We start from the raw sequence: 13,491 nt of genomic DNA on the forward strand, positions 1-13,491 counted from the left end.
CACCTATCGGACTTGTCGCCAGGACTGGCGGCCGCATGGACGCGGCAGGAAGAGCGGATCGGCGCCCGGCGCGCGCAGCACGAAGGTGCACTCCTTGGCGTCGAGGCGCTTCTGCAGGCAGGTCGGGTCGGTCGCGATGTTGCACAGGCCGTTGAGCTCCTCGAGCGTCGGCGGCGGCGGCACGAAGACATTGGTGTCCTTCACCGGCGGCATGTTCTTGCCTTCCTTGTTCAAGGAAATGGCGCCGCAGTCGCCCGTGCAGACCGGATTGCCGCCGCGCGTGTTCGAGACGCCCGACATGCCGCCCGCTCCGCTCAACAGGTTCAGCGCGTACAGCCAGTTGTTGCCGCCGCCGGCCGAGCAGGTCGCGTCGATGCCTTCGTAGGTGGTGAAGATCACCTTGCCGTTCTGCACCCTGGGCGTGCCGATGAAGCGCTCGCCCTTGGCGGCGTCATCCACCTTCAGGTCGATGTACCAGCCGCGCTTGGTGCCGTAGCTGACCAGGTTGTTGGAGACGTCCCGGGTGGTGTAGCCGTTGGAGAGCGCCACGTTGGAAATGGTCTGCTCGACCAGCTCGTCGCGGCCGGCGATGCGGACCGCCCCGAGGTTGTCGAGGATGCCGTAGAGGCTCTGCACCGGCGGATCGGCGCTGATCTGGTTGTCGCCGACCACGAAATAGCGGCCGGTGCCGAAGAAGATATTGACGCCGCCGCCCTGTCCGGTGGCCACCTCGATGCCGCCGGTGATCGGCTGGGCGACGTCGCCGATCTTCGCCGTGAACAGCGGTTGCTCGCTGTAGGCGATGGTCCAGTCCTCGGGGTTTTCGTCGGACAGGTCGAACTTCCAGACATTGCCCTGCAGGTCGCCGCCGTAGACGGTGTCGACGATGCCGTCGTTGTTGGACAGCGCCACCGGCGCGATGCTCATCAGGCCGTTGCGGACGGCGTAGTCCGTCTCGGAAGGCTTCAGGCGGGCCAGCACGGTCCCGTCCTTGGCATCGACCACGAACAGCACGGGTGCGCCGGAGTCGGAATTGACGCCGTTGCCGAAGATGGCCACCCAGCGCGGCTTGCCGCCGGTGCTCTTGACCGGCACCACCACGGGCTTGCCCATCACCATGCCGAGTTCGTTGACCGTCTTGCCGCTGAGTTCCCAGAGCACGTCGTCGTCGTCGAAGGCGCCCGGCGTGGAAACGTCCAGGCCGAACACCGACTTGCCGCCCGCGCCCTGGGTGCCGACCAGCACGGTGTGCCAGTCGCCCTCGGCGCTGAACGGCACGTCCGATGTGGTGACCGGACCGTCCAGGTAGTAGCGGTGCAGCAGGTTCGGGTCGGCCAGGCTGGCCAGGTGGTCGAGCGAGCCTGAGGGAATGAAGGCGAACAGCTCTTCGCCGCCGCTCGCGTCGTTCTTGGCGCTGAAGCCGTGCAGCATGCCGTCGTTGGCGCCCACGTAGATCACCGGCGTGCGCGTGGCCTTGGTGGTGAGGTAGGTGCCGTAGCTTCCGCCCAGCTTGCGCTTCCATTCCACGGTGCTGAAGCTCGCCCAGTTCGCGTAGCCGAAATCGTCGCGCGGCGAGGCGATTTCCGGGGTGGAATTGATGATGTCGCCGAGCGCGGAGCTGCGGTTGCGCAAGGTCTTCTGGCTGTCGGCCCCCTTGCCGCGTTCGTTGGAATGATCGCCCTTGATGTAGGACACCAGCGTGTTCACGCTGTAGGTACTGCGGAACCAGGTCGGGATCGCGGGCATGCCCATCGATGCCAGCTTGGCCTCGCGCGTGGTGCCGGGGATGTTGTTGCCCGTGAACGAGGCCGCCGAGGCTTCATCGCTGACCGTGCCGTCGGCGCGGATCCTGGTGGGTTCGGTCACCATGAAGATCTTGTTGCGGCTGCTCGCGGTCGGCAGCTTGGCCTCCGCGTTCCAGATTTCGTTGCCGGCCGAGCCGTCCTGCTTGACCTGCACGCCGCGGACGTTGCCGATCCAGTCGTTGACCGTGCCGTCCTTCAGCTCGTAGGTGGCTTCGAGCGTGAACGAGTTGCCGGTGATGCGCGCGCCGCCGCCGGCGCCGCCGGTGGGCGCCTTGCTGCCGGCCGCCTCGGCGAAGATGCGGTCCAGCTCGGTCTTCAGCTTCGACGGATCGCGGGCCAGGAAGTAGTTGTCGGGCGTCCCGGGCTGGCGCGTGCTCCATTCGCTGGCCAGGTCCGGCAGGTTGTTGCCGTTGCTGTCCTTGAAGCCGCCATACTTGGCCGCATACCAGAGCGGGCTCTCCAGCAGCTTGGCATTGCTGGTACCGAGGGTGAATTTGAGTACCTTCGGCTTGAACCAGTTGGTCGGCGGATCGGCCTGCGTGGTCAGGATCGAATTGTCGGAGCTGCCGGGCCGCAGCGCCAGGCGCTTGACGCCGTCGTCGTTGCTGCCGGTCACGGTAAAACCGGTCATCATCGCATTGCCCGCATAGGCGGACATGTTCTCGATGCGGACAAGGACCTCGTTGGCGCCGACCGACGGCGAGCCGTTTGCGCCGCAGACGGGCGAATCCGAGCGCCAGCAGATGTCCTTGCCGTTGTAGCTGGTGTTGCGCGGATTGGTGTTCGCATTGCAGGCGGAACCGACGCAATAGGTCATCATCGACACCACGTCGTTGTCGTGGTCGTTGCCCCATAGCGAGTCTTCCCAGACCAGGGAAAAGCTTCCCGCGCTGCCGTCGCTTTCCAGGTCGCGGCCATAGACATGGTACGGGGACACTCGGGACTCCTTCTTCCCGACCCCGACCGACCCCAGGAAGCAGGTGCGCCAGTTCTTGTCCTCGCTGCCGCCGTTGATCTTGGCGGTGCCGGACTTGTTCGCCTGGCACAGGGGCGACAATGTGATCTTGCCGTTGCCCACCGGAATATCGAATTTCGGCAGGTTCTCGGCCATCGCCACTGCGTAGGTCGTCACCGTGTTCTTGTAGCCCGCCGGCTTGCCCTGCAGACCAGGCCGCATGTCGGTGATCCTGGCCTGATGGGCCAGGCCGGACATCAGATAGCTGCCTTCCATGGACGGCACGTCCGGACACAGGCCGCGCGCCCTGGACAGCGCCGCTCCAAGCGATTTTCCGGTACAGATGTCCTCGTGCGTGTTGACCGAATTGCCGACGGCCAGTTCGGCCTGGTTGGCGACCACGCGGCCGACCATGTAGCTACCGGACAGACCCTCGCCCGTACCGACATTGTCCGTCGCCGTCGCCGCGGCGGCGATAGGCTGAACGGTCGGCACTTCGTCGCTATCGAAGGAAGGCAGCCCCGAGGACATCACCAGGATGTTGCAGGTCGCACAGAACGAATTGCCGCCCCTCTCCGGAGCACGGTAGGGGTCCGACCAGGTCGGCACCGGCATTCCTAACAGGTCGGTACCACCGGCGAAGGCGCTCGTTGCCGTGGTCTGTCCGGCAACGTAGCGCAGCGCTTCCGCGTACATTTCCGCCAAAGGATTGCCCCAGGCGTTGCAGTCGTTGGTGCCCGTACCCGGATTGTTGAGCGAGCCGTTGCCCGCGTCGCTGAAGCCCTGGCGATTGAGGTAGCCCCACGTATTGCAGTCGTTCCAGACGTGGGAGTAGTTCCATTGCGTCAGCTTCAAGCGCGACAGGGTATTGATGATGCCTTCGGTGCCGTCCGTCTGATTGCAGAAACGACCGTTGCTCAGATCGACCTCGTCGCCTGCGGTGCATCCGGTGGCGGTGCCGCTATTCCCCGCCAGGCGGCCGATATTGCGGCGCAGCACGCCGCCACTGCGCGGCTTGGAAAAGGTGCCGCTGACCATGCCGAAACGCAGGCGGCCGGCTTCGCCGTAGGTCTGCAGCAGGCCGACCGGCTTGAAACTGTCGGTCGTGCCACTGCTGTACTTCTGGCAGAAGCTCTCGCGGTTGGCGGCACTGGCGCGCGGATCGCAGACCTCCACGCGCACGGTGATGTCGGTAATCGTGCCGGATGGCCGATCATCGTCGCCGCTGGAAACCTCTCCTCGCTTGGCGCACTGCCGCACCGCCGTCGCCGCCCATTCCGACCAATTTCCGGACGCGACGCGCATCAGGGGATCGCTGTTGATGCCGGTACTGGTGTTGCAGAACGTTTGGGGCCCCGAGAGCGGCGTATAGCTGCCGATGTCGGAACCGCTGTAGACCTTCACCCAGGCATGCAGATCGCTGGGGATATTGGCTCGCTCGAGCACCGTGGTGGCGTTGTCTGTGCTGCGCTGCCCGCCGTAGAGCACGAACCGCAGGATGTCGAGACGGCTCATCGTGACCCAATTCAGGAAATTGCCGCTCCACTGATTCGAGCACTTGTGGCCATTTGCCTGACCGGCCGCCTTGAACTTGCCGTTGTTGTAGGCATAGCACAGCTTCGGATCGAAATAGCCCGCGTAGTCGAAACGATCCTGATAAGTGGTATCGAGCTTTCCATCCTCGTTCAGGTCGGTGTAGTCCGGGTACGCCTTGTTGAACAGCTGCTCGTCGCGCGACATGACCAGCATCATCAGCGGCGGATCCGACTGCCCGGAGAACAGCGGCACCTGCGAGACGTCGTAGTCGTTGTTGCCGGCCGTCAGGTCGACGCTGCGGGTGACCAGAAGCGTCACCATGAGGACGATCGCGGAAAGGCGGAACCAGGCTGGGATGGTCATAACGGTCTCCGCGGTCGATCAGGGGATGAAAACGGTGTCGATGACCGCACTGGAACTGGGGTTGTCTTCGGCATCGCTCGCCAATGCCGTGATTTCGTAGATGTTGCCGGTCTCTTCGTTCTGCTTGTTGCCGACGCGCCGGCTGGATGCGGCGAAGCAGCGGTCCACGCGACGGATGTAGGTATCCTCGTTGACGTCGCCGATCGGCCGGGTCGTGTCCTTGCCGTCGGCCCAGCTGGCCGGATCGAAACTCGGCGAGCACACTTCCTGGTCGGCGGCGAAGGTGCCGGCGGCGCTGGTGAGCGCGCGGCTGATGTTGGCCTCCGAGTCTCGGGCCGAACGCTCGGCGTTCTGGAAGGCCAGGTTGGCGCCGCGGTAATTGGACGACATGCGCTCCTGCATGCTGATCACGCGCATGCCCGCGATGCCGATCAGGGCCATCAGGATCAGCAGGACCAGGGCCACGTACAGCACCGCGCCGCGCTGGCGAGCAGGCGTTGCGGACGGGGAATTTCGACCGGTCATGGCGGACTCCAGCGTCAGTTGCCGTACAGCCGGTTGCGCAGCGCAACCGTGGTTTCGTAGACGGTGCGGTAGCGTCCGTCGTCGGGCAGCGCGAACCCCACGCCCAGCGAGGTCGGAGGCCGCTGCGTGGCCTGCTCGGACGCGGTGCGGTCGTTGCTGGCGATCAGCACGCCGACCTGCACCAGGCCGACGCGGCGCCAGGCATCGGCGGCGTTCGGTACCGAGGTGTTCACCGCCCCTGCCGTGCCGACGCGATCGACGAAGCCGGTGGGCGATGCCGACGCGCTCAGTTCGCGATCCTGGCCGTAGAGCAATTGCAGGTTTTCCACGCCTTCCACCAGTTCCTGCGGATCGGAGGCTTCGACCTCGCCTCCCGGCGCCGCCTGGAAACGCACGCGGTACAGCGCGGGCCGCCAGCTGCCGTCGGGGATCCGCTTGCGGCCAACGTAGTAGACGACGCTCTCGGCGCGATACAGCATGGCCTGCCCGGCGGTGAACACCTTGCTGAAGTCGCCATCGTTCGCCGGCGCGTCGGCGTCCACGACGATCTCGCCGCCGGCCCCGTCGCTGTCGTTCCCCGCCTCGAACACGGTCGCGCCGGTGCAGTCGGCCACGCCGAACAGGCCGGGATCGTCGACGCCGCTGCGCAGCACGTCCCAGCGTTCGGCATCGAAACTGAAGCTCGGCTCTCCCGCCGATCCGGCGATGACCGCCACGGGCACGCCTTCGGGCGCCAGGTAGCGCAAGGCAATGATGTCGCTGCCGGCAATCCGGTTGGGGGTGGCCTCTTCGATGTCGTCGGGCAGTGCCGGGGTATAGGCGGTACTGCCGGCGCCCGGGCTCTCCTCCACCGCGACGCCGGTGGCGCTGGGCGCGGTGCCCGTCGCCTCGTAGCCGCGGATCGAGATGTCGAAGCGCAGGCCTTCCTCGGCGCCGGCACCGAAGGTCGTGTCCAATCCGTTCGGGTTCTGCTGGGCGTGCGCCTGGTCGTTGACGCAGCCGAAATGGCCGGCCATGCGGATGTCGCGCTGCAGATAGTCGAGCGCGAAGCGCCCGTTCTCCTGGGTGCGGCTCAGGCCTTCCGAGAGCTGGTAGGAGGCGCGCGAGGCGCTGAAGACCTGCAGCAGGCCGAGCATGAGGATCGTGCCGATCAGCAGCGCGATCATGAGCTCGATCAGGGACAGGCCGTATTGGTTGCGCCGTGGTTTCATAGCCGGGTCGTCGCCTCCAGGCTCTGCGTGCCGGAATCGGCGTTCCAGCGCTCGTCGCCCCAGTTGATGGTGACCGTGACTTCGTCGTCCGCGCCGATCGCGACATTCGCCGTGGCGTCGTCGCCCAACGTCCTGCCCAGGCGGCATCGCCAGGCGGCCATGTACCGCGCCGTGGTCAGATTGGCGCCCGTGGCCGGCGCGCAATCGTCGCCGCCGGCGGTAGCCCGGTAGGTGCCTTCGTAGGAGGCCAGGTTGACGCGGTTGACGCGGATCTGGTCGAGCAGCTCGTAGGCCAGGTTGGTGGTCTGCGTGCGGTAGTTCGCGCTTTCGGCGAAGCGCACGCTCATCGTCTGCAGCATCGCCAGGCCCAGCAGTCCGAACGACAGCACCAGGATGGCGATCAGGACTTCGATCAGGCTGAAGCCGCGCATGCCGCGCGGCGCGTGTCTTGGTCTTGCCTTCATGTGCATGATTGCCTCTCGCTGACGTCGGCGCGGCCGGTTGGCGATACCGCCAAGGTGATCTGCAGATTGTCGCCGTTGCAGTCCTTGGCCTTGAGCACCACGGCCTGGGCATCGTTGCCGGCGCGCCGGCCGCGGCCGTCGAAGGTGATCACGCCCCCTTCCGGACCGGCGACGCTCATCTTGGCGTTGGCCTTGGAGAAGCGCACGATCCGCTCCTCGTCGTCGATCTCGCCGTTGCCGTCCGCGTCGTCCCAAACCAGCCAGCCGCCTTCCCAGTCGTCGCTGCAGGCGCTGCCGTCGTCGCTGCCGCAGATGCTGGCCGGATGGGCGCTGCGGATGGCCTCGCTGCGCGCGAGCGAGAGCGAGGCGATCATCTCGTTGGTGGTGGTGGCCAGGCGGTTGGAGCGCATCACGCCTTCGAAGCTCGGGAACGCGATGGCGCACACGATGGCCAGGACGGCCACGGTGATCATCAATTCCACGAGCGTGAAGCCGCGCACCGGACCCGGTCGCATATGTACCCCCTCCCCTTGATATGCCAAGGTTAGCGGCCCGCGATTGCCGGGCAAGCGGAATCGGGACAGGCGGTCAGATGGCCCGACGGACGCATCGCCGGCCCCTATCATGTGACGCAATGCCCATTTCGCCCCCCAAGCACAGTCCGCTCGACACCCTGTGGCAGGCGCCGGCGATCGCCTGGATGCTGTTCGCCGGCGAAGCGCTGGCGCTGGTCCTGGCGCTGGCGCCGGGCAGCGAAGAACACCGCCTGCGCTACTTCGGCCTGGTGTCGATCGCCATCCAGTGGACGCTGCTGTGGACGCTGGCGGTGACCTACCTGATCCGCAAGCCGCTGCGTCCGCTGCCGCCGCACCGCATCGCCTACGTCGTGCTGGCGATCCTGCTGTTCAATACCTGGGGCATCACCGAACTGATCGGGTTCGTGTTCCGCGACAGCTGGCGGATCGCGCGCGGGGAATGGGCGTGGACGCAGTGGCGGGCGCTCGGCATCGTCACCACGGTGGGCATCTTCGGCCTCGCCGCGTTCCAGAACCAGTGGCGCACGCGACAGATGGCGCTGCGCGCCAAGCAGTCCGAGCTGGAAGCGCTGCAGGCGCGCATCCGCCCGCATTTCCTCTTCAACACCTTGAACACCGGCGCGGCGCTGGTGCACCAGCAGCCCGAGGCGGCCGAGCGCGTGCTGCTGGATCTGGCCGACCTGTTCCGCGCGGCGCTGGCCGGTCCGCGCGAGATCTCGCTCGAGGACGAACTGTTCCTGGTCCGGCGCTACCTGGAGATCGAGGCGTTCCGGCTCGGCGACCGGCTCCAGGTCCACTGGCACCTGCCGCAGGCGCTCCCCGCGGCGAACGTGCCTTCGCTCTCGATCCAGCCATTGGTGGAAAACGCCATCCGCCACGGCATCGAACGGCTGCCCGGCGGCGGCGACATCGACATCGCGGTCACGGTCACGTCCAACGCGGTGACCGTGCGCATCAGCAATCCGGTGCCGCCCGCCGGCAAGCAGGCGCATGGCCACCAGGTGGGCCTGAGCGCGTCGCAGGTGCGCATCGAGGCGCTGACCGGCGGCCGCGGCAGCGTCCGCATCCAGAGCGACGGCCTGCGCTTCTACGCCACCGTCAACCTGCCGCTGGGCGTCGACGACGCTGGCGCCCCCTAGCCCGCCGGCGCTCGCGGCTCAGGCCAGCACTTCGTAGCAGGGCCGGTATTCGCCGGCGATCTTCATGCGGCGCTGCTCGACGAAGGCGCGCAGCAGCGCATCCAGGGCCTGCATCATGTCGGTGTCGCCGTGGATCTGGAACGGCCCGTACTGCTCGATGCGGCGCATGCCGTCCTCCTTGACGTTGCCGGCGACGATGCCGGAGAACGCGCGGCGCAGGTCGGCGGCCAGCTCGTGCGGCTTGCGCCCGTGGTGCAGGTCGAGCGCGGCCATGGCCTCGTGCGTGGGCGCGAAGGGCTGCTGGAATTCCAGCGGAATGGTCAATGCCCAGTTGAAGTAGAACGAATCCTTCTGCGCGATGCGGTACTCGCGCACCTTGGCGATGCCGGCGCTCATGCGCTTGGCGACCGCGGCCGGGTCGCCGACGATGATCTGGTAGCGGCTGGTGGCGGCATCGCCCAGGGTCAGGCGGATGAACTTGTCGATCTGCTCGAAGTACGGCGCCGCGGCCACCGGGCCGGTGAGGATCAGCGGGAACGGCAGTTGCGCGTTTTCCTCGCGCAGCAGGATGCCGAGCAGGTAGAGGATCTCCTCCGCGGTGCCGACGCCGCCAGGGAAGACGATGATGCCGTGGCCGAGGCGGACGAAGGCCTCGAGCCGCTTCTCGATGTCCGGCATGATCACCAGGTGGTTGACGATCGGGTTCGGCGATTCGGCGGCGATGATGCCCGGCTCGGTGATGCCGATGTAGCGCGTGCGGCGCTTGCGCTGCTTGGCGTGGGCGATGGTCGCGCCCTTCATCGGTCCCTTCATGGCGCCGGGGCCGCAGCCGGTGCAGATGTCCAGGCCGCGCAGGCCGAGCTCGTAGCCGACGTCCTTGGTGTACTCGTACTCGTCGCGGCCGATCGAGTGGCCGCCCCAGCACACCACCAGGTTGGGCTCGGACGGCTGCAGGATGCGCGCGTTGCGCAGCAGGCCGAACACCGCGTTGGTCAGGCCGGAGGAGGATTCCAGGTCGGCCGCGTACTCCGGGCCCAGCTCGATGGCGGTATACGCCAGGTCGCGGACCACGGCGAACAGCAGTTCGGCGACGCCGCGGATGATCTCGCCGTCCACGAACGCCATCGCCGGCGCGTTGGCCAGGTCGATGCGCACGCCGCGGTCCTGCTGCAGCACCTGGATGTCGAAGTCCGGATATAGCTCCTGCGCCGCGCGCGGATCGTCCGAGGCGCTGCCGCTGGTCAGCACCGCCAGGGCGCAGCGCCGCAGCAGCTCGTGCATGCCGCCGCCGGAGGCGTCCTTCAGCCGCGCCACTTCGTCGCGGGACAGCACGTCCAGGCCGCCCTTGGGGTAGATCCTCGCGTCCACCACCGGCAGCGCCTTCGCCGCCGTACTCGTATCGGTCATTTTCATCACAATTTCTCTTGTTGGAGCGGGACTTTAGCTCACTCTCCCCCCAAAAAGAAAACGGCCGGGAGACCCGGCCGTTTTCCAAGCTCGCACCCGAACCGGAATCAGAACTGGTAGCGGAAACCCACCTGCACCGACCACTGCGAGACGCCCACGTTGAAGCCGTCGGCATCGGCGTTCGCGGGCGTGGAAGCCTCGGCGCCGGTGAAGTTGTAGACGTACTTGCCGCCGACGATGCTGGGAGCGTTCAGCACGGTCTTGTCGGCGAAGAAGCCGTAGTCGTAGATGTGGCCCCAGTCCTTGTTGATCAGGTTGCCCACGTTCTGGATGTCCAGCCAGATCTCGGCCTTGTTGTCCTTGAAGAAGCCGGGCAGTTCCTGGCTGATGCGCACGTCGAAGGTGTTCACCCAGCTGGCGCGGCCGGAGTTGGCCGGCGCGTAGCCGCCGCGGTAGCGGGCCAGCTCCGGGTGCTTGCCCAGCCACTCGAAGAAGGCCTTTTCCTTCGCCGGATCGGCGGTGAAGACGCCATTGCGGTAGGTGCCGAACAGCACGTCGCCGGGACCGTTGGGGACGTAGAACAGGTCGTTGTTGCGGCCGTCGCCGTTCACGTCGTTCGAGAACAGGTAGCTGTACGGACGGCCGCTGCGGCCTTCGTAGAACAGGCCGATCTCGGTCTTGTAGTCGCCGAAGAAGTTGTGCTTCCAGCTCAGCGCGCCGGTGATGCGGTGCTCGATCTCGTAGCGGGCGGTGGTGGCCTCGTCGGCGTTGTCCTGGAAGACGTAGTTGTAGTTCCAGCCCGAGGTCGCGGTGGAGCTGGTCAGGCCGCTGACTTCTTCCGCATTGGTATGCGTGTAGGCCAGGCTCCAGGACCAGTCGCTGCCGGGCGTCCAGGGCTTCTCAAGGCCGACCGTGAACTGCTGGCTGCTGCCCTTGTGCGTGGTGTCGAGCAGCATGACCTGGTCGAAGCGCTTGTCGCGCTGCGAGCGGGCATTGCCCGACGCCCAGTCGGACGGCTTGTTCGGATCCCAGTACAGCAGGCGTCCGTCCTGCGCGATGCCGGTGGCCGTGCCCAGGTTGAGGTTGCGGTAGAACAGCGCGTTCTTGACCTTCGTCAGCAGCAGCTCGGCCGAGAACACGATGTTGTTCCAGGGCAGCTCGTGGTCGATCGCGAGGTTCGCCTTCCAGGTGGAGGGCTGCTCGAAGTCGGGGCTGACGAAGTTGACGTTCTGGCGCTGGCTGGCCGGGTTGCCCGGCACCGGCTGGTTGTTGCCGTTGCCGTTGAACGGCAGGTCCTCCCAGTTCTCGCCCGAGTTGTGGAACTGGGTGTACTGGATGTAGTTCAGGCCGGTGGTGGAATAGGCATTGCTCAGCCACACCTGCGGCGAATCGCCCTGGAACAGGCCGACGCCGCCGCGCAGCTGGGTCGGACGCTCGCTGTTGAAGGTGTAGTTGAAGCCGAAGCGCGGCTGCCACAGGATGTCGCCGCTGAGCACCTTGCTGTTGTCGTAGCCGAACACCTGCTGCGCAAGCGCGTTGTGCTCGGGGTTGACGTTGACGTCCGACTTGTCGCCGCGCAGGCCGAAGGTCAGGGTCAGGCGATCGTTGACGAACCACTGGTCCTGCACGAACAGGCCGTAGTTCTTGTACTTGAACACGGCCGCGATGGAGTCGACGTCCTGGCCGGCGCGCGGCGTGCGCAGGTCGTAGCGGCTCCACTCGCCGGCGGCGAAGCGGTCCATGCCGTAGAACTGGTAGACGCCGTAGACCTGCGGCCCGAACAGGTTGTAGATCTCGTTGTTCGAGTAGTCGAAGCCGAACTTCACGTCATGGTCGCCGGCGTGCCAGGTGGCCGCGCCGAACGCGTTCCAGGTCTTGGTCTCCAGCACGTTGGCCTGGGAGTTGGTCTCGGTGCCCAGGAAGATCGAGGCGCCGCTCGGGGCGACGTCGGGGTTCGAATAGTCGCCGTCCTCGGCGAAGAGGATCTCCACGCTCGGCGCATTGGTCGGGATGTTGCGCACCGCTGTGTAGTCGCGGTAGGAGACCTTGAACTCGGTCGAGAGCTTGTCGCTCCAGTCGCTGAACAGCTGCGCGACGTAGCTTTCGACCTTCTTGTCGTGCTGGTACCAGTACGAGCTGAGCGAGACCGCGCCGTCGTCGCCGGCGAAGAAGCCGTTCAGGCGCAGCTTGCTCTGGTCGATCTTGCTGTAGCGGAAGCTGGCGCGATGGTCGTCGTTGATGTTCCAGTCCAGCTTCACCGCGTACTCTTCCACGTCGGTGTCGGAGTTGGAGGCCAGGCTGCCGGCGGCAATGCCGAAGCCCTGCGCGATCTGCTGCGCGCGCGTGATGTCGGCGTCGGTCAGCGTGCCCTCGCCCAGCGGGCCGCTGGTGACGTCGGCGCCCGGGGCGGCCTGCTTGAACTTGTCGTAGTTGACGAAGAAGAACAGCTTGTCCTTGATCAGCGGACCGCCCAGCGTGAAGCCGTAGTTCTCTTCCTTCTTGAAGCCGGCGAATTCGTTGCGGCGGCCGCTGGCGTCCGGCGGATCGTCGCCGACCATGCTGTCGTCGCGGTAGGTGCCGTACACCGAGCCGTGGAAATCGTTGGTGCCCGACTTGGTCACGGCGTCGACCACCGCGCCGGTGGCGCCGGTGATGGTGACGTCGTAGTTGGCCAGGTCGATGTTGATCGCCTCGATCGCTTCCATCGCCACCGGCTGGCGGCGGGTCGGCATGTTGTTGCCTTCCAGGCCGAAGGTGTCGCTGGCGGAGACGCCGTCGATGCGGATGGCGTTGTAGCGCGGGTTCTGGCCGCCGGCGCTGATGCTGCCCGAGGCGCGGTCGATGAAGGCCACGCGCGGATCGGTGCGCATGTAGTCCTGGATGTTGCCGCCGATCGAGGGCAGCGCCTCGATCGTCTCGCGGGTCACGTTGGTGCCGGTGCCCATCTTGGTGGCGCTGAAGATTTCCGAGCCGCCGGCGGCGACCGCCTGCACGGTGCCCAGGGTGGTGACGTCGTTCTTCAGCTGCGCGTCGACGGTGCTGATCTGGCTCAGGCCGAGGTAGACGTTCTCCTCGGTGTCCGTACCGGAACCGGCCTTGTTGACCGTGATGCTGTACGGACCGCCCACGCGCAGGCCGCGCGCGGTGTAGCGGCCGTTGGCGTCGGTGGTGGCGCGGCTGACCGTGCCCGACTCGACGTGGGTGATGGTGACTTCGGCACCCGCGACCGGCTGCCCGTCGGCGCCGGTGACCGTACCGCCGACGCCGGCGGAGGTGTTTTGTGCGAAGGCGGGCGCTGCGGCGAGCGCGGCGATCAGACCGAGCGACAGCTTGGAGAGTCGGACGCGGTTATGTTTCATCGATGATGGCCTCGGAACAGATTTAGACGGATGACACGCGCGTGATCGCGCGATCGAAATGATGTTCTGTGAGGGATTTCCCCAACCCCTCGGCTGCACGTGGCACTCACGCGGGGTTAACAACAGGTTAACACGGTAGCCCGCCCGGATGACAGTGAAATGACGGTTTTTCGCCGAAGGCGATCACGGCC

8 protein-coding genes are annotated in these 13,491 nt (G+C 66.3%); 1 reads left to right on the forward strand and 7 read right to left on the reverse strand.

Translation table 11 applies throughout. The features are described from left to right. Positions 1-3: 3 nt before the first annotated feature. Genes MD221_RS13690 through MD221_RS13710 form a run of 5 tightly spaced genes read right to left on the reverse strand, consistent with a single transcriptional unit; the run spans position 4 to position 7,374 of the window. Positions 4-4,659 (reverse strand): pilus assembly protein, encoded by a 4,656-nt coding sequence (locus MD221_RS13690; protein WP_242112388.1) that lies wholly within the window; start codon positions 4,657-4,659, stop codon positions 4-6. 18 nt (positions 4,660-4,677) lie between these two features. Next, positions 4,678-5,184 carry a pilus assembly PilX family protein gene (locus tag MD221_RS13695; protein WP_242112389.1) on the reverse strand — a complete coding sequence of 169 codons (507 nt, stop codon included), beginning with the start codon at positions 5,182-5,184 and terminating at the stop codon, positions 4,678-4,680. 14 nt (positions 5,185-5,198) lie between these two features. Then, positions 5,199-6,395, reverse strand: a complete 1,197-nt coding sequence (locus MD221_RS13700) for a PilW family protein (protein WP_242112390.1) — start codon at positions 6,393-6,395, stop codon at positions 5,199-5,201. Beyond that, entirely contained in the window at positions 6,392-6,859 is a 468-nt protein-coding gene (gene pilV, locus MD221_RS13705) for a type IV pilus modification protein PilV (RefSeq protein ID WP_242112391.1), read from the reverse strand. Before pilV ends, MD221_RS13700 begins: the two co-directional genes overlap by 4 nt. Continuing rightward, positions 6,856-7,374 (reverse strand): GspH/FimT family pseudopilin, encoded by a 519-nt coding sequence (locus tag MD221_RS13710; RefSeq protein WP_242112392.1) that lies wholly within the window; start codon positions 7,372-7,374, stop codon positions 6,856-6,858. The genes pilV and MD221_RS13710 overlap by 4 nt, the downstream gene beginning before the upstream one ends. 119 nt (positions 7,375-7,493) lie before the next feature. Between MD221_RS13710 and MD221_RS13715 the strand changes: the two genes are divergently transcribed. Further along, complete coding sequence (locus MD221_RS13715) at positions 7,494-8,534, forward strand: sensor histidine kinase (protein WP_242112393.1); 1,041 nt, start codon at positions 7,494-7,496, stop codon at positions 8,532-8,534. A gap of 18 nt (positions 8,535-8,552) precedes the next feature. On the opposite strand, the gene ppnN is transcribed toward MD221_RS13715, so the two are convergent. Continuing rightward, the gene (gene ppnN / locus MD221_RS13720) at positions 8,553-9,941 is read right to left on the reverse strand and encodes a nucleotide 5'-monophosphate nucleosidase PpnN (RefSeq protein WP_242112447.1); all 1,389 of its coding nucleotides are present in this window, start codon (positions 9,939-9,941) and stop codon (positions 8,553-8,555) included. Between the two features lie 107 nt (positions 9,942-10,048). After that, positions 10,049-13,300 carry a TonB-dependent receptor gene (locus MD221_RS13725; protein WP_242112394.1) on the reverse strand — a complete coding sequence of 1,084 codons (3,252 nt, stop codon included), beginning with the start codon at positions 13,298-13,300 and terminating at the stop codon, positions 10,049-10,051. Between the last annotated feature and the right edge of the window lie 191 nt (positions 13,301-13,491).

The sequence above is a fragment of the Luteimonas aquatica genome, from assembly GCF_022662575.1.
In the GTDB taxonomy this organism is placed as follows: Bacteria; Pseudomonadota; Gammaproteobacteria; order Xanthomonadales; family Xanthomonadaceae; genus Luteimonas; species Luteimonas aquatica.